The organism is Pseudomonas sp. lyk4-TYG-107 (genome assembly GCF_030209055.1).
GTDB lineage: Bacteria > Pseudomonadota > Gammaproteobacteria > Pseudomonadales > Pseudomonadaceae > Aquipseudomonas > Aquipseudomonas putida_A.
On the sequence record NZ_JARVST010000027.1, the window covers coordinates 108,973 to 126,903 of the forward strand.

Below are 17,931 nucleotides of genomic sequence, written 5' to 3' on the forward strand. Positions count from 1 at the left end.
AGGACATGCCTGTGACTACTCCTATCTTGAACACACCGCCGAACCTGTGGGAGCGAGCCTGCTCGCGAAAGGATCAGCGCGGTTTGTCTGAAGTACCGAGTCGACTGCTTCGCGAGCAGGCTCGCTCCCACATGGGTTTGATGGTGTGCTCGCTGGCATTGGCGGTAAGTCTCGCCGGTTGCGCCGGCCTGCCCGACCAACGCCTGGCCAACGAAGCGCTCAAGCGTGGCGACACTGCCACCGCCGCGCAGAACTACCGCGCATTGGCGGATCTGGGTTACAGCGAGGCGCAAGTCGGCCTCGCCGATATCCAGGTCGACAGCCGCGACCCCGAGCAGATCAAACAGGCCGAAGCGACCTACCGCGCCGCCGCCGACGTGTCGCCTCGGGCTCAGGCCCGTCTCGGTCGCCTGCTGGTGGCCAAACCGGGCTCCACCGAGGCCGAGCACCACGAAGCCGAAAGCCTGTTGAAAAAAGCCGCCGCCAATGGCGAAGGCAACACGTTGATCCCGCTGGCGATGCTGTACCTGCAATTCCCGCACAGCTTCCCGAACATCAACGCACAGCAGCAGATCGATCAGTGGCGCAAATCCGGCTACCCGGAAGCCGGTCTGGCGCAGGTGCTGCTGTATCGCACCCAAGGCACTTACGACCAGCATCTGGATGACGTGGAAAAAATCTGCAAAGCCGCGCTCAACACCACCGACATCTGCTACGTCGAACTGGCCACGGTCTATCAGAAACGGGCCCAGCCGGAGCAACAGGCCGAGCTGATCAAGCAGATGCAGGCCGGTTACAGCCGTGGCACAGTCAGCGCGCAGCGCGTCGATTCGGTGGCCCGCGTGCTGGCCGATTCGACCCTGGGCAAGACCGACGAGAAGACCGCGCAGTCGCTGCTCGAACCGATCGCCCCGGGCTACCCGGCATCGTGGGTGACCCTCGCGCAACTGCTCTACGACTTCCCGGAACTGGGCGACGTCGATCAGATGATGAAGTACCTGGACAACGGCCGCGCCGCCGACCAGCCGCGCGCCGAACTGTTGCTGGGCAAGCTCTACTACGAAGGCAAACTGGTGCCGGCCGACGCGAAAGTCGCCGAAGAACACTTCCAGAAAGCCGTCGGCCGCGAAGTCGCCGCCGACTACTACCTCGGCCAGATCTATCGCCGTGGTTACCTGGGCAAGGTCTACCCACAGAAGGCCCTCGACCACCTGCTGACCGCTGCGCGCAATGGCCAGAACAGCGCCGATTTCGCCATTGCCCAACTGTTTTCCCAAGGCAAGGGCACCAAGCCCGACCCGCTCAACGCCTACGTATTCAGCCAATTGGCCAAGGCGCAGAACACCCCGCAAGCCGATGAACTGGCGACCACCCTGGCCGCGCAATTGCCGCCCGAGCGTCTGGCCGAAGCCCAGCGCCTGCTGCAACAGGAACAGGCCAGCCGTGGCGCCCTGAACCAGAACACGCTGCAACTGCACGCCCTGCAAGAAGAAGACGGCGAGGAATCCCTATGAAGTTGAATCCCTTTGTGAAGGCTGGCATTGGCCTCACGTTCGCGCTGATCTGGTCTTGCCCGACACTGGCCGCGATCACTGAAACCAAGAACTTCGGCCTGGAAGTGAAAATCACCGGCCAGTCCGAAGACGACCGCGACCTCGGCACCGCCAGCGGCGGCGACGTCAACGGTGTGGGCCTGGACCTGCGTCCTTGGATCTACGGCGAAAGCGGCGCGTGGAGTGCCTACGCCATGGGCCAGGCCGTGACCTCGACCGACATCATCGAGACCGACACCTTGCAGCAGTCGGACGGTGAGCAAACCACCGACAACAGTGATCGCAAAACCAAGAAAAACTACTTGGCGATGCGCGAGTTCTGGGTCGGCTACAGCGGCCTGACGCCGTACCCCGGCGAGATGCTCAAGCTCGGTCGCCAGCGCCTGCGCAATGACGACGGCCAATGGCGCGACACCAACATCGAAGCGCTGAACTGGACCTTCGACACCACCCTGTTGCGCGCCAACGTCGGTGTCGCCGAACGCTTCAGCGAATACCGCACTGACCTCAAAGAGCTGGCGCCGAAAGACAAGGATCGCCTGCACGCCTACGCCGATGCCGCCTACCAGTGGACACCGGGTAACTGGGTCGGCATTCGCGGTCATCACACCCACGACAACGGCAAGCTCGATTACGCCGAACCGGGCGTGCCCCGCGACACCCTCGACAAAACCCAGAACGGCGACATCAGCTGGCTCGGTCTGACCGCCGACAGCGACGCCTACAACTGGCGCAACACCAACACCGTCAACTACTGGGGCAGCATCACCGGCATGAGCGGCGACCTTGATTCGGTCAACCCGCTGAACGCCGATGGCAGCCGTCCGGCCCAAGCCAAGCGCAGTGATGACATCAACGGCTGGGCCACCGATCTGGGCGTGCGTCTGCGCCTCGATCCGCAGTGGCAGGTCGGTGCGGCCTACGCCCGCGCCAGCGCCGATTACCAGCAGAACGGTCTGGAGAGCAACCGCTCCAACTACACCGGTACCCGCTCGCGCGTGCACCGTTTCGGCGAAGCGTTCCGTGGCGAAATGAACAACATGCAGACCGCGACCCTGTTCGGTTCGTGGATGCTCAACGACCAGTACGACGCCAGCCTGATCTACCACAAGTTCTGGCGCGTGGACGGCAACAAGCCGGTGGGCAGCAACGGCATCAACGCCGTGGAAAACAACACCGACGACGTCACTGGCGCGATCCTCTCCAGCACCTCGCTGCCGCTGCAGGATGGCAACAAGGACCTGGGTCAGGAAATGGACCTGGTGGTGACCAAGTACTTCAAGCAAGGCTTGCTGCCGGCGGCGTTGAGCCAGTCGATCGACGAACCGTCGGCGCTGGTGCGTTTCCGTGGCGGCGTGTTCAAGCCGGGTGATGCCTATGGCAGCCAGGTCGATTCGTACATGCACCGCGCGTTCATCGACGTGATCTGGCGCTTCTGATGCAAACCGCCAAGGGAGTGCCCGACATGCACCATGCAAGGAAAGGCTCGCTCAGCCTGTTGGCCGGCGCCATGCTGCTGGCCTCCGCTGGCGCGTTCGCCACGGTGGAACCAGCTGTGCCTCAACAGGGCAAACCGGTGACCACCGCCAAAGAGCTGCAACAAGCCAAGACCTACACCGTCAGCAGCGCGCCGACCGAGGCGCTGGAACTGGCCAAGCCGAAACTGCCCGACCTGTCCGGCTACACCGCCGAGGCCGCTGCCGCGAAAATCAATCGCAGCAAACCGGGCAAGATCAGCGTGCGCCGGATGATGCAGGAAGACGCCCTGAAGGACTTCATCGGCGGCGACAACAAGATGGCCGAATGGGTGGTGCGTCAGCACGGCATCCCGCAGGCGATCTTCGTCGACGACGGCTACCTGAACCTCAAGGATCTGGCGCAGAAACTGCCCAAGCAGTACTTCAGCGAGACCTCGCCGGGCGTGTACCTGGCGAAGCTGCCGATCGTGGTCGGCCGTAAAGGCATCCTCGAAATCGACGGCCAGACCCAGGAGTTGCGTCTGTCGCAAGAGGCCGGTTCGTTCCTGGTCAACGACGGTCAGCTGTTCGTGCGTGACACCAAAGTCACTGGCTGGCGCGAGAAGGACAACGGCCCGGCCACCTTCCGTTCGCCGAAGGAATTCCGGCCGTTTCTGCTGGCCTGGGGCGGCACCGAGACCTACATCGTCAACAGCAAGATGGCCAGTTTCGGCTACGCCAACAGTAAGTCGTACGGGGTGAGTATTTCCCAGTACACGCCGAACATGGCCAAGGTGCTCAAACGCCCTGAACCGACCGGCTGGATCGTCGGCTCCGAGTTCTCCGACATGTGGTACGGCTTCTATTGCTACGAGACCCGCGACTTCGTGGTCAAGGGCAACACCTACAAGGACAACATCGTCTACGGCATCGACCCGCACGACCGTTCCCACGGTCTGATCATTGCCGAGAACACCGTCCACGGTACGAAGAAGAAGCACGGCATCATCATTTCCCGTGAAGTGAACGACAGCTTCATCTTCAACAACAAGAGCTACGACAACCACCTCTCGGGCCTGGTGATCGACCGTAACAGCGTCAACAACATCATTGCCTACAACGAGATCTACAAGAACCACACGGACGGCATCACGCTTTACGAGTCCGCCGACAACCTGCTGTGGGGCAACAAGGTCATCAGCAACAAACGTCACGGCATCCGCATTCGTAACAGCGTGAACATCCGCCTCTACGAAAACGTCGCCATGGCCAACGGTCTGACCGGCGTCTACGGCCACATCAAGGACCTGACCGACACCGACCGTGACATCAAGCTCGACCCGTTCGACGCCCAGGTGTCGCTGATCGTGGTCGGCGGTGAACTGGCGGCCAACGGCAGCGGCCCGATGGCCATCGACTCGCCGTTGAGCGTCGAGCTGTATCGCGTATCGATGCTGGCGCCGACCAAATCCAGCGGCATCAGCTTCAACGGCATCCTCGGCGAGCGCCAGGATGAAATTCTCGACCTGCTGGTGCGCCAGCAGAAAGCCGTACTGATCGACCCTGTCGAACGCCAGACCGAACTGCGGGACTGAGGATAATTTTATGCACTCACACCTGATCAAATTACTCAGCTTGTCGGCCCTGACCGTGGGCATTCTGGCGGCCAGCAATGCTGCCCGCGCCGATGACACGGCGGGCGCCACCCCGCCAAAATTCAGCGCCGAACCGTGCTGCAACCTGTGCCCGGCCGCCCATGACGCGAAGAACTACACCACGCGCTACCAGCAGAACTTCACCACCCTGGTGCAGGCGCAGGGCGACTGGCTGTTCCGTACCCAGGAAGATTTGCGCACCGAGTTCAACACCACTCCGGCCGGCTACAAACGCCTGCAACAGCTGCACGATGCGTTCAAGGCCAAAGGCGTCGAACTGGTGATCGTCTATCAGCCGACCCGTGGCCTGGTGAACCGCAACAAGCTCAATCCGCAGGAAAAAGCCGCGTTCGATTACGAGAAAGCGCTGGGCAACTACAAGACCATGCTCGGCCGTTTCGCGCAGATGGGTTACGTGGTACCGGACCTGTCGCCGCTGACCAACGAATCGCTGCCGGACACCCTGCCCGCCCACGATTTCTACTTCCGCGGCGACCAGCACTGGACCCCATACGGTGCCCAGCGCACAGCGAAAATCGTCGCCGAGAAGGTCAAGCAGATCCCGGCCTTCGCCGACATTCCCAAGCGTGAATTCGAAACCAAACGCACCGGGCGCATGGGCAAGACCGGCACCCTGCACAACATGGCCGGGCAACTGTGCGGCACCAGTTACGCGATCCAGTACATGGACCAGTTCACCACCGAGCCCAAAGGCGAGGCCGGTGACGGCGACCTGTTCGGTGACTCCGGCAACCCGCAAATCACCCTCGTCGGTACCTCGCACAGCGGCAAGAACTACAACTTCGCCGGCTTCCTCGAAGAAGCCATTGGCGCCGACATTCTCAACGTCGCCTTCCCCGGCGGTGGTCTCGAAGGTTCGATGCTGCAGTACCTCGGTAGCGACGAATTCCAGAAGACCCCGCCGAAGATTCTGATCTGGGAATTCTCGCCGCTGTACCGCCTCGATCAGGAAACCATCTATCGCCAGATGATGTCCCTTCTCGACAACGGCTGCGAAGGCAAAGACACGCAAATGTCCGCCAGCACCACGCTCAAGCCTGGCGGCAAACAGGAACTGCTGGTCAACAGCAAGAACCTGAACCTGCAGAACAGCAGCCATCAGGTCGACATCCGCTTCGCCGACACCTCGGTGAAAACCCTGCAAGCCACCCTCTGGTACATGAACGGTCGCCACGAGGACATCAAGATCGAGAAACCGGAAACCTCCGACACCGACGGTCGTTTCGCCTTTGAGCTGCGCACGGACGAAGACTGGGCCTCGCAAAATCTGCTGGCAGTCGAAGTCCAGGGCCCGGAAGCGGGCACCGCGCCGCAAAAAGTCGAAGCGAAAATCTGCAAACGCAACGTATTCCCGGGCGCTGGGCCACAAACCGCTCAGCTCGGGCAATGAGGTCTGCTATGCGAAATCGAACGATCAAACACTTGCTTGCGCCATCCCTGCTGACCCTGGCGATGTTCGCCGGGGCCACTCAGGCCGCCGCGCCATTGCGCCCGCCGCAGGGCTACTTTGCACCGGTGGATAAATTCAAGACCGGCGACAACAGCGAAGGCTGCGACGCGATGCCGGCGCCGTACACCGGGCCGCTGCAATTTCGCAGCAAGTACGAAGGCTCGGACAAGGCCCGCGCGACCCTGAACGTGCAGTCGGAAAAAGCCTTCCGCGACACCACCAAGGACATCACCACCCTGGAGCGCGGCACCGCCAAACGAGTGATGCAGTTCATGCGCGACGGGCGCCCCGAGCAGCTCGACTGCACGCTGAACTGGCTGACCGCGTGGGCCAAGGCCGATGCGTTGATGTCGAAAGACTTCAACCACACCGGCAAATCGATGCGCAAATGGGCGCTGGGCAGCATGGCCTCTTCGTACATTCGCCTGAAGTTCTCCGACTCGCATCCGCTGGCCACGCATCAGCAAGAAGCGCAGCAGATCGAGGCGTGGTTCAGCAAGATGGCCGATCAGGTGGTCAGTGACTGGGACAACTTGCCGCTGGAAAAAACCAACAACCACTCGTACTGGGCCGCGTGGTCGGTGATGGCGACCTCGATCGCCACCAACCGTCGCGACCTGTTTGATTGGGCAGTGAAGGAATACAAGGTCGGGGTCAATCAAATCGACGCCGACGGCTTCCTGCCCAACGAACTCAAGCGCCAGCAACGCGCCCTCGCCTATCACAACTACGCCCTGCCGCCACTGGCGATGATCGCCAGTTTCGCCCAGGTCAACGGTGTCGATTTGCGTCAGGAAAACAACAGCGCGCTCAAGCGTCTGGGTGACCGGGTGCTGGCCGGGGTGAAAGACCCGGATCAGTTCGAGAAGAAGAACGGCAAAGAGCAGGACATGACCGACTTGAAAGAGGACATGAAATTCGCCTGGCTCGAACCGTTCTGCACGCTCTACACCTGCCCGGCGGATGTGATCGAGAAGAAGCACGGCATGCAACCGTTCAAGACCTTCCGCCTGGGTGGCGACCTGACCAAGGTCTACGACCCGTCGCATGAGAAGGGCAACAAGGGTTCGTAAGAGTGAATGCAATCCCCTGTGAGAGCGGGCTTGCTCGCGAATGCGGTCTGACATTCAAAACTGATGTCGACTGACACACCGCCTTCGCGAGCAAGCCCGCTCCCACAGTGAAGTGATGTCGCCCCCTGAATTTTCATGGGGGGTTTGGGGGGGCTTTGGCCCTTGACTGTTGGTTCAAACATGGAGAGATCGGGATGGTATTTTCATCCAACGTGTTCCTGTTTCTGTTCTTGCCGATCTTTCTCGGCTTGTACTACTTGAGCGGGCAACGCTATCGCAACCTGTTGCTGCTGATCGCCAGCTACGTGTTCTACGCGTGGTGGCGGGTGGACTTCCTGGCGCTGTTCGCCGGCGTCACCCTGTGGAACTACTGGATCGGCCTGAAAGTCGGTGCCGCCGGCGTGCGCACCAAACCGGCACAGCGCTGGTTGCTGCTCGGCGTGGCGGTCGACCTGTGCATCCTCGGCTACTTCAAGTACGCCAACTTCGGCGTGGACAGCATCAACGCGATCATGACCTCGTTCGGTCTGGAACCGTTCATCCTGACCCACGTGCTGCTGCCGATCGGCATCTCGTTCTACATCTTCGAATCGATCAGCTACATCATCGACGTGTATCGCGGCGACACCCCGGCCACCCGCAACCTGATCGACTTCGCGGCGTTCGTGGCGATTTTCCCGCACCTGATTGCCGGCCCGGTCCTGCGCTTTCGCGACCTCGCCGACCAGTTCAACAACCGCACCCACACCCTCGACAAGTTCTCCGAAGGTTGCACGCGGTTCATGCAGGGTTTTATCAAGAAGGTCTTCATCGCCGACACCCTCGCGGTGGTCGCCGACCACTGCTTCGCCCTGCAAAACCCGACCACCGGGGATGCCTGGCTCGGCGCGCTGGCGTACACCGCACAGCTGTATTTCGACTTCTCCGGCTACAGCGACATGGCCATCGGTCTGGGCCTGATGATGGGTTTCCGCTTCATGGAAAACTTCAAGCAGCCGTACATCAGCCAGTCGATCACCGAGTTCTGGCGCCGCTGGCACATCAGCCTGTCGACCTGGCTGCGTGACTACCTGTACATCACCCTCGGCGGTAACCGCAAAGGCACGCTGATGACCTATCGCAACCTGTTCCTGACCATGCTGCTGGGTGGTCTGTGGCACGGCGCGAACATCACTTACATCGTCTGGGGCGCCTGGCACGGCATGTGGCTGGCGATCGAAAAAATGCTCGGCATCAACACCTCGCCGCGCAGCCTCAACCCGATCCGCTGGGCGTTGACCTTCCTGCTGGTGGTGATGGGCTGGGTGATCTTCCGTGCCGAAAACCTGCACGTCGCCGGGCGCATGTACGGCGCGATGTTCAGCTTCAGTGACTGGTCGCTGTCGGAACTCAACCGCGCCAGCCTCACCGGTCTGCAAGTGGCAACCCTGGTGGTGGCGTACGCAACCCTGGCGTTCTTCGGTCTACGTGATCTGTACACCAACCAACCTCCGGTGAAGAGCAAACCTGAAGTCAACGTCGAGGCCAACGGCCCTGCCACTGCGACTCCGGGAATGATCAAAGCAGCCCCCGGCGAAAACCCGGCGAGCATCCACGAGCCTGGCTACACCGTCGGCGTCGAAGCCCAGGTGCAACCGGCCTACTGGAGCGCGGACTGGTCGCGCTACGTGATGCGCGGGCTGATCCTGCTGCTGTTCATCGCCTCGATTCTCAAACTCTCGGCGCAAAGCTTCTCGCCGTTCCTTTACTTCCAGTTCTGAGGGATCTGACATGACCCGCTCATTACGCATCTTCTACATCGCACTGTTTCTGGTGACCCTGCTGGTGCTCGGTCTGTGGTCGGTGCGCAGCTTCTTCGGCTTCAGCACCAACGCCGATGCGACGGTGCTTAACGGTCGCTGGACCAAAGCCGTGGAAACCCACTACGACGATCAGTTTCCGATCAAGCGTCTGGGCACCAACCTCTGGGCGGCGCTGGATTTCAAACTGTTCAACGAAGGGCGTCCAGGCGTAGTGCTCGGTCGCGATCAGTGGCTGTACAGCGATGAGGAATTCAACCCGATCGTCAACGAAGAACTGAACCTGCAAGGCAACTACGCGCTGGTCGAAGGCGTGCGCCAGACTCTGAAAGAGAAAGGCGTGAAACTGGTGATGGCGATCGTGCCGGCCAAGGTGCGCCTGTACCCGGAACACCTGGGTGAAGTGAAACCGGCGAGCATCCACGCCAACCTCTATCAGGACTTCCACGCCCGTGTCGCGGCAGACAAGATCCTCGCCCCGGACCTGCTCGGCCCGCTGCAAAAAGCCAAGCAGAACGGTCAGCAAGTGTTCCTGCGCACCGACACCCACTGGACCCCGGAAGGCGCTGAAATCGCGGCCAACACCCTGGCGAAAACCATCGCCGACAAGTTCCCGCTCAGCGGCGAGCCGCAACGCTTTGTCACCACGCCAGCGGAGAAGGTCACGCACAAGGGCGACCTGCGTCTGTTCCTGCCGCTGGATCCGCTGTTCGAAAACCTGATGCCGGCACAAGAGCCGCTGCAAAAGCGCAACACCGTGGCCGCCGAGCAGCCTGCCGGTGACGACGCGCTGTTCGCCAGCAGCGAAGTACCGGTCGCACTGATCGGCACCAGCTACAGCGCCAACCCCAACTGGAACTTCGTCGGTGCGCTAAAACAGGCGCTGCACAGCGACGTCGTGAATTACGCCGAAGACGGCCACGGCCCGATCCTGCCGATGCTCAGCTACCTGAAAAGCGATGACTTCAAGAACAGCCCGCCACAGGTGCTGATCTGGGAGTTTCCTGAACGATATCTGCCTGTGAACAACGAAATCGGCGACGCCGACCCGCAGTGGGTCGCAGAGCTCAAACAAGCCGGTGCTCGCCAACAAAACGTAGCTATCAACACTAAATCCGAGACGCCCGATCGGGCGCAAAACTGAAAGAGAGGTAACACCATGACTTTCACTACTACTCCTCGTCGTCTCGCCAAACGCTTCGCATTGGTTGCGGGTCTGAGCGTGCTGTCGGTCCAGGCCTTTGCCGGTGGTGACGCCGCGCTGTACGGCCCGACCGCGCCGAAAGGCTCGACCTTCGTGCGCGTCTACAACGCCAGCAACGCCGAAGTCAGCGCCACCGTCGGCAGCACCAACCTGAGCGACGTTGCGCCACTGGCCAGCAGCGACTTCAGCTTCATGCCGGGCGGCGACTACAGCGCCAAGGTCGGCAGCCAGACCCTGCCGGTCAAACTCGCCGGCGACCACTACTACACCCTGGTCAACAACGCGTCCGGCGCGCCACAACTGATCGAAGAACCACCGTTCAAGAACAAGCAGAAATCCCTGGTGCGCGTGCAGAACCTCAGCGACAAGCCGCTGACCCTGAAGACCGCCGACGGCAAGACCGACGTGGTGCCGAACGTGGCGGCCAAGGGCCGTGGCGAACGTGAAATCAACCCGGTGAAAGTCAGCCTGGCGCTGTACGAAGGCGACAAGAAAGTCGGCGACGTGAAACCGGTCGCCCTTGAGCGCGGTGAAGCAGCGGTGCTGTACGTCACCGGTTCCGGCAGCAGCCTGTCGCCAGTCTGGGTGAAACGCCCGGTGTCGACTCGCTAACCAATTTCATGAACTGACGCAGTAACCCTGTGGGAGCGAGCCTGCTCGCGAATACGGTCCGACATCCAACATCAATGTCGACTGATGTACCGCTTTCGCGAGCAGGCTCGCTCCCACAGGGCCTCTAACCAATCGATTTTTATGGAGTAAACAACATGATTCCGGTGATCTTGTCAGGTGGTAGCGGTTCACGTCTTTGGCCGCTTTCGCGTAAGCAATTCCCTAAACAATTCCTGGCCCTGACCGGTGAACACACGCTGTTCCAGCAAACTCTGGAACGTCTGGTGTTCGAAGGCATGGACACGCCGATCGTGGTCTGCAACAAGGATCACCGCTTCATCGTCAACGAACAGTTGGCCAACCGTAACCTCGAATGCCAGCGCATCCTGATGGAACCGTTCGGCCGCAACACCGCGCCAGCCGTAGCGCTGACTGCGATGATGCTGGTCAACGAAGGGCGTGACGAACTGATGCTGGTGCTGCCGGCCGACCACGTACTGGAAGACCAGAAAGCCCTGCAACGCGCCCTCGCCCTGGCCACCGTGGCTGCCGAAAACGGCGAGATGGTGCTGTTCGGCGTGCCGGCGACCAAGCCGGAAACCGGCTACGGCTACATCAAGTCAACTGGCGATTCGCTGCTGCCCGAAGGCGTCAGCCGCGTTTCGCACTTCGTCGAAAAACCCGACGTCAAACGCGCCACCGAGTACGTTGAATCCGGCGGCTACTACTGGAACAGCGGCATGTTCCTGTTCCGCGCCAGCCGCTTCCTCGAAGAGCTGAAAAAGCACGATCCGGACATCTACGACACCTGCCTGCTGACCCTCGAACGCAGCCAGCAGGACGCCGACAGCGTCACGTTGGATGAAGCCACCTTCGCCTGCTGCCCGGACAACTCCATCGACTACTCCGTCATGGAAAAAACCCAACGCGCCTGCGTGGTGCCGCTGTCCGCTGGCTGGAGCGATGTCGGTTGCTGGTCGTCGCTGTGGGAAGTCAACGAGAAAGACGCCAACGGCAACGTCAGCAAGGGCGACGTAGTGATCCAGGACAGCAAGAACTGCATGATCCACGGCAACGGCAAACTGGTGTCGGTGATCGGTCTGGAAAACATCGTCGTGGTCGAAACCAAGGACGCGATGATGATCGCCCACAAGGACAAGGTTCAGGGCGTCAAGCAGATGGTCAACACCCTCAACGAGCAGGGTCGCAGCGAAACCCAGAACCACTGCGAGGTTTATCGTCCGTGGGGTTCCTACGACTCGGTGGACATGGGCGGGCGTTTCCAGGTCAAGCACATCTCGGTCAAACCGGGCGCGTGCCTGTCGCTGCAGATGCACCACCACCGCGCCGAACACTGGATCGTGGTCAGCGGCACTGCTGAAGTGACCTGCGACGAGAACGTCTTTCTGCTCACTGAAAACCAGTCGACCTACATCCCGATCGCCTCGGTGCACCGCCTGCGCAACCCGGGCAAGATCCCGTTGGAAATCATCGAAGTGCAATCGGGCAGCTATCTCGGTGAAGACGATATCGAGCGCTTCGAAGATATCTACGGCCGCTCCACCCCGATCGAACGTGGCGTGTCGGTGAAAACCATCGCGCAGTGATCACCCGGCAATGAGAAGCCCCCGTCCAGCCCGCTGCGTCCCCTATCCGCAGTGGGTTGGGCGGGGGCTTTTTTTCAACTCAACGAATGTTGTCGAGTCAGCCTCGGCCGGGAATGTCCCCCCAGCGATTGCTGCCTTCCCGCGTAGGGAGCCGGTGCGAGCAGTCCGATAAAGTCCTGGGTCCGCCGCAGGCTCTGCAGCGTACTGGACGTTTGCATCGACAAGTCGGAGACCGCTTCGAAAAGCTCCGGATCCGCGCTGCCGGTGGTTGCCAGCTCGGTAAGGATGGCCTGCGTCCTGAACTCGACCATGTCGATGTTTGCCGAAAGATGTTCATAAGTGTTGCTTAACGCCTCAGCATTCAGTCCCTGCGCTGCATGGATGAATTCCCGCCCCGTCTGGAACAGCCCCCGAGTTTCTGGTCCCAGTTTTTCAGAGACTGCCTCGATCACTTTGCCCTCGACCTTGGCGCGCGCCATTTGGGTCAAGCGTGATCGACCGTCGGCTGTGCGCGGATCATGCGCTGCCAATTGCAGTTTCACTGTGGCAAGACTCAGCTTCTTTTTCGGCTCGACGCTTTCAACCAGAGCCTTGGGATTCAATTCGCTGCCCTTGAAATGGATAGGTCGGTTCAACTGATAGGTGTCCACCACCTTGTCGATGGCTGCACCCGCCAACTTATCGGCGACCTTCGTGCCAATCTTGCCCCCAAGCGAACCGGCTACCGGTCCGAACACGGTGCCCATTGCAGTGCCAATCGTGCCACCTGCGGCTTGAGCGCCTGCGCTGAACATACTGCTGGCCAGTTGCGTTCCGACGCGCCTGGCCAAGGCCTGAAACCGGTGTCGCGCCTGGGTGTGGTTGAGCAATGAGTTTCTGACGTCCGCTGCCGCCGAGGTCATCGTGCTCATTAATGCCTGCTGCTTTTGCACACTGTCAGCCAACTCAGATGTGGCGGTCTTCCCGCCCCCATCAGTGTCGACATGGTTCATGGGCGAGTTACCCACCATCTGATACAGGTTCGGCCCGTCGATAAAGCCTTTCGGGTCAGGATTCAACCAGCGCTGCAACCACGGCATGTAATAGCGATAGCCATAATAATAGAGACCTGTGGCATCGCGCTCCTTGCCCGAATAACGCAGGGTTTTGTAACTGGCCTCGGTGTCCTTGCTCCACGCCGTTTCACCGAACGGGAAGAATGTTTCTTGACTGATGAGCCGGGCATCCTCGCCCAGTTCCAGGCAGGTCGATCCGAGATGATCCGTCAGCGTGTACCGATAATGGTCATTGGAACCGGTGGGCGGAGCACTTTCCCAGTGCAGCACGTGTACACGGCTGATGTGGCCCTCGACGCAGATCACTTGCAATTGCTCACCGGTGGCCGTGTCGGTGCGTAGCTCCAGTCCAGGCAAATAGCGCACCTGGGCCGTGACGCCGCGGGCATTCGTCTGGAGTGAGCGAATCTTGCGCACACGTTGACCGGCACCGTCGTAGCAATAGTGTTCACGGTCATTGGGGCCGCTGGCACGTTCGACCGGCGTGACCGATTGCAACTGATTACGCAGATTCCACGTCAATGAACTCCCCGCGTACAGCGCTCGCAAATTGCCACGGGGATCGAACGCCGCGGCAATCTCCTCTTCCGTCGGTGGCACGCCATTACGGTAAGGCAAACAGCGATTACTTGATCGCGCAGCTTTGAGCTCGCGGCCATTGCGCGCGCCAACATGCGTCAGCAGCAGCAGATTGCCGGATTCATCGTAGTCGAAGGTCTGTCGATAATTGCTCACTGCTGCCGGATCGTCACGTCCGATGGACGCCGGACCTTGAGTAGCAGCACCTGCTTCCCAACCGGTGGCCACATGCAACTGGTAGAAGCTGTCGTAGTCGAAACGACTGACAGGATCGATACGCTGGTTGGCGAAATACCGGATCGGCAGTGCCTTGTCCTCGATGCTCAGCAAGTTGCCCATCGGGTCATAGTCGTAGATCAGATGTTGCAATACCTCGCCCCCGGCTTTCCTCGCATGGCGGGTTAGCAGAAGACCGTCCTCGGGCTGATAGGTCAGCGTCGTCAGCACACCATTGCCCGCCAGTTCCTGAGTGACTTGCCCATCAGCGTTGTAACGAATGTCGCTCACCAGCGTTTGCGCTTTGGTCTGGTGCCGCAATTGCAGATGGCAGGCACGCAACTGACCGTCCAGCGTCAACTCGCGGTCCTGTCGATTATCACGTGCATCGACTTGTTCGAGTACCTGCCCCAGCGGCCCGAAGCGCCAGCGGGTCGTTGCACCGTCACCGGGCTCCAGCAAGCGCTGGCGGTCATCAACGTTTTGCGGCCAATCGGGGACGCTGGGGTCGAGGGTGAAGTGCCGCGTGCTTTCAATGCATTGCCCACTGATTGCAAAGCTTTGCGAGCACACACTACCCGCCGGATCATCGTACCGAATCAACTGGCCCAGCTGATTCCGGGAGGGATCACCCGCGCCGGGCTGACCGTAAGTGAGACGTTCGACGCACCGCCTAGGCTCGGATGCGCCTTCTTCGAACACGGCAATCGGACGCAGCAGCGGGTCGTGATGCACCTCGCGCCAGGTTTCTCGACTGTCCCAGTCGTACAGCGTCTCGGCACCGAGCCCGTACAACGCCAGCTGCGTACCGGCATCGACGCTGTCGGAGCGCAGCGTTTGCCCGATCAACGAATAAAGGGTGCGCAGATTCGCTGGCGTCAGCGGCTCGGTCGTTTGCAGTGCCCACAGGCGCGGATCCCACTGTTCCACAACCCTTCCAGCAGCGTCGCGCACCGTGCGATTGACGCGGGTTTGAGCTGGGCAAAGGTCGTCGGCACGCCAATAACCAACCGTCCGAACCTGCAGTCCGCGCGGGTCGCTTACTGAAAGCGTCGGTGTTTTGCCATGCTTGTTCATCAGCTTGCTCCCGGCACTAGCGTTATCCATGCTTCAGGGCATCAGAGCATCCGCGCTTTGCGATTTTCAACTGTCAGAAATTACAGTACCGACTGACGGTACATTCGGAATACGCGCGAATGTCCATTGCGCCGGCCCTCCGGTAGGATGGTACTCACGAACCAAGGAGCCTTCCCTCATGTTCATCGGCATCCTGCTGATCATCACCTGGTTGATTCTGCTGCTGCGCTATCCCGCCAAGGCTGTGCCGGTCTCCGTGGCCGCGGCTATCGGTCTGGGCCTGGTGGCCATGTGGGTGGTGTGGCTGGACAACCGCGAGCTCAAGCAACTGGCGCGCCTTGAGATGCGCATCAGCTATGCACCGGAACAATGCCCGGCAGATCGGCCGCTGCAATTGAAAATGAAAAACGGCAACGACGTGCCGCTGACTGAACTGCGCTGGCGTATCGCAGCTTACGCGCCGGGCGACACGGTCAATCTGGCCGACAACCAGTACGCCGCCCCGCGCTATCGCGGCCCCGGCGAACTGCAGGCCGGTGGCGACTGGGAAGACTGCCTGCCAATGCCGCCGCTGCGTCCCGGTTATCGCCCACAAACCCTGGAGTTTCGTGCCGAGCACTTGCAGGGCAGTTTCTCCGACTGATCCCCCTCCTCCCATTTTTTGCACAAGGAATGCGCCATGCCCGTTGCGTTGATTACCGGTTGCTCCAGCGGCATTGGCCGCGCCCTCGCCGATGCGTTCAAAGCCGCCGGTTACGAGGTCTGGGCCAGTGCGCGCAAGGCTGATGATGTTGCGACCCTCGCCGCTGCCGGGTTCAGCGCGATCGCGCTGGACGTCAATGACAGTGTGGCGCTGGAACAACTCGCCGAGCGCATCAACCAGCAACACGGCGGCCTCGACGTGCTGATCAACAACGCCGGTTATGGCGCGATGGGGCCGCTGCTCGACGGTGGCGTGCCGGCCATGCAGCGCCAGTTCGAAACCAATGTGTTCTCGATTGTCGGCGTTACCCGCGCCCTGTTTCCGGTACTGCGCCGGACCAAGGGGCTGGTGGTGAACATCGGCAGTGTCTCAGGGGTACTGGTCACGCCGTTCGCCGGCGCCTACTGCGCCTCGAAGGCCGCGGTGCATGCGCTGAGCGATGCGCTGCGCATGGAGCTGGCGCCGTTCGGCATCCGCGTGATGGAAGTGCAACCGGGAGCGATTCAGTCGAGCTTCGCCAAGAATGCCGGGCATGAAGCGGAGCAACTGATCAACGAGCAATCACCGTGGTATCCGTTGCGTGAGGGGATTCGTGCGCGGGCCAAGGCATCGCAGGACAAGCCGACCCCGGCCAGTGAGTTTGCGGCTGAGTTGCTCAAGGCGGTGCAGCAGAACACGCCGCCACGCTTGATCCGCATTGGTAATGGCAGCCGGGTGTTGCCGTTGCTGGCGACGTTGTTGCCCAAGGGATTGCTGAAGTCGACGTTGATGAAGCGGTTCGGCTTGCGTGGGAAGCTCTGAGACCGGGTTGACGCTTTCGCGAGCAAGCCCGCTCCCACAGGAGAATGCATTCCAAATGTGGGAGCGGGCTTGCTCGCGAAGGGGCCAGATCAGCCAACACTCAACCCCAACCCTTCATGAAATCTATAAACGCCCGCACCTTCAGCGGCAAATGCCGGGTATCCGGATACAGCGCGTAGACACCCTGCGGGGCAAAGCGGTAATCGGCCAGCAACCGCACCAATCGCCCGGCCTGCAGATCCTCCTGAATCAGCCACTGCGGCAAAATCGCCACGCCTTGGCCAGTCAGCGCAAACGCCGTGAGCGTCGCCGAGTTGTCGGCGACGATGGCGGTGGTCCCCGGTTTTGGCTGGTAGACATGCTCGCTGCCGGCCGGGTCGGTCACGGTCATTTCCGGAACTCGGCCATGGCCCAGCGTCGGCATCGACTCCAGCGTCGCCAGCGTGGCGACCGGCGCGAAGCGCTCGACCAGTTGCGGCGCCGCCACCGCAAACACTTCGAACCTCGACAACTGCACCGCGCGCAGATTGGAGTCGTGCATGCGCCCCAGACGAATCGCCATATCGAAGCGTTCGGAGATCAGATCGGCGTGGGTCGAGGATGTCGACAAGTGAATGTTCAGTTGCGGCTGTTGCTGGCGAAACACCTCCAGCGCCGGCACCACTTGGGCCAGGGCGAATTCCACGGTGGTAGTGATGCGCAACGTGCCCTTGAGTTGCGAATGCTCGGAGCGCGCCTCCTCAATCGCCAGTCGCGCTTCGTCGAGGGTGCGCAGGCAGCGCCGATAGAAGCGCTCGCCGGCATCGGTCAGGGCCAGTTGCCGGGTGTTGCGCGTAAGCAAGGTGACGCCCAGTTCCTCTTCCAGGCGCTTGAGATTGAAGCTCACCACCGCACGGGTCTGGCCCAAGGTATCGGCAGCCGCGGTCAACGACCCGGCCTCGACCACAGCTTTGAAGGTGTCAAAACGGTCCAGGCTGACCATATTCAGCGCACTCCCTGTCAAAATTATTTTGACAAACTAGCAGGCAAACCAGCGTTTTCCTAACGCCTGAAGCGCACTACCCTGCGC

At 61.0% G+C, this 17,931-nt stretch carries 13 protein-coding genes; 11 read left to right on the forward strand and 2 right to left on the reverse strand.

Annotated features, from left to right (window positions below; genetic code table 11):
* The first annotated feature begins 11 nt into the window (after nt 1–11).
* The 9 genes from algK to QRN61_RS21980 all read left to right on the forward strand — a co-directional run bounded on the left by algK (nt 12) and on the right by QRN61_RS21980 (nt 12,431).
* Nucleotides 12–1,514, forward strand: coding sequence for an alginate biosynthesis TPR repeat lipoprotein AlgK (algK, locus tag QRN61_RS21940; protein WP_177325604.1), 1,503 nt, complete (start codon nt 12–14; stop codon nt 1,512–1,514).
* Nucleotides 1,511–2,992 carry an alginate export family protein gene (locus tag QRN61_RS21945; protein WP_027610925.1) on the forward strand — a complete coding sequence of 494 codons (1,482 nt, stop codon included), beginning with the start codon at nt 1,511–1,513 and terminating at the stop codon, nt 2,990–2,992. The genes algK and QRN61_RS21945 overlap by 4 nt, the downstream gene beginning before the upstream one ends.
* Before the next feature lie 26 nt (nt 2,993–3,018).
* The gene (gene algG / locus QRN61_RS21950) at nt 3,019–4,605 is read left to right on the forward strand and encodes a mannuronan 5-epimerase AlgG (protein ID WP_285375456.1); all 1,587 of its coding nucleotides are present in this window, start codon (nt 3,019–3,021) and stop codon (nt 4,603–4,605) included.
* Between the two features lie 10 nt (nt 4,606–4,615).
* Nucleotides 4,616–6,076 (forward strand): alginate O-acetyltransferase, encoded by a 1,461-nt coding sequence (locus QRN61_RS21955; protein ID WP_285375458.1) that lies wholly within the window; start codon nt 4,616–4,618, stop codon nt 6,074–6,076.
* Nucleotides 6,077–6,084: 8 nt separating this feature from the next.
* Nucleotides 6,085–7,209: a mannuronate-specific alginate lyase gene (locus QRN61_RS21960; RefSeq protein WP_285375459.1), complete on the forward strand. Its 1,125-nt coding sequence runs from the start codon at nt 6,085–6,087 to the stop codon at nt 7,207–7,209.
* Nucleotides 7,210–7,403: 194 nt separating this feature from the next.
* A complete protein-coding gene (locus tag QRN61_RS21965) occupies nt 7,404–8,969 on the forward strand; it encodes an MBOAT family O-acyltransferase (RefSeq protein ID WP_285375460.1) in 1,566 nt (521 codons plus the stop codon).
* 10 nt (nt 8,970–8,979) lie between these two features.
* Nucleotides 8,980–10,152: an alginate O-acetyltransferase gene (locus QRN61_RS21970; protein ID WP_027610920.1), complete on the forward strand. Its 1,173-nt coding sequence runs from the start codon at nt 8,980–8,982 to the stop codon at nt 10,150–10,152.
* Between the two features lie 15 nt (nt 10,153–10,167).
* Entirely contained in the window at nt 10,168–10,824 is a 657-nt protein-coding gene (locus QRN61_RS21975; RefSeq protein WP_007969549.1) for an alginate O-acetyltransferase AlgF, read from the forward strand.
* 155 nt (nt 10,825–10,979) lie between these two features.
* On the forward strand, nt 10,980–12,431 hold the full coding sequence (locus QRN61_RS21980) for a mannose-1-phosphate guanylyltransferase/mannose-6-phosphate isomerase (RefSeq protein WP_139053804.1): 1,452 nt from the start codon (nt 10,980–10,982) through the stop codon (nt 12,429–12,431).
* A 74-nt stretch (nt 12,432–12,505) separates the two neighbouring features.
* Here the strand turns inward: QRN61_RS21980 and QRN61_RS21985 are convergent, their stop codons facing one another.
* Nucleotides 12,506–15,358, reverse strand: a complete 2,853-nt coding sequence (locus tag QRN61_RS21985) for an RHS repeat domain-containing protein (protein WP_285375462.1) — start codon at nt 15,356–15,358, stop codon at nt 12,506–12,508.
* Nucleotides 15,359–15,536: 178 nt separating this feature from the next.
* Between QRN61_RS21985 and QRN61_RS21990 the strand changes: the two genes are divergently transcribed.
* Both QRN61_RS21990 and QRN61_RS21995 read left to right on the forward strand, forming a co-directional pair.
* Nucleotides 15,537–16,001, forward strand: coding sequence for a multidrug transporter (locus tag QRN61_RS21990; RefSeq protein WP_285375464.1), 465 nt, complete (start codon nt 15,537–15,539; stop codon nt 15,999–16,001).
* A 36-nt stretch (nt 16,002–16,037) separates the two neighbouring features.
* Nucleotides 16,038–16,862 (forward strand): SDR family oxidoreductase, encoded by an 825-nt coding sequence (locus QRN61_RS21995; RefSeq protein WP_285375466.1) that lies wholly within the window; start codon nt 16,038–16,040, stop codon nt 16,860–16,862.
* Nucleotides 16,863–16,962: 100 nt separating this feature from the next.
* On the opposite strand, the gene QRN61_RS22000 is transcribed toward QRN61_RS21995, so the two are convergent.
* Nucleotides 16,963–17,844 carry a LysR family transcriptional regulator gene (locus tag QRN61_RS22000; protein WP_285375468.1) on the reverse strand — a complete coding sequence of 294 codons (882 nt, stop codon included), beginning with the start codon at nt 17,842–17,844 and terminating at the stop codon, nt 16,963–16,965.
* Nucleotides 17,845–17,931 lie beyond the last annotated feature (87 nt).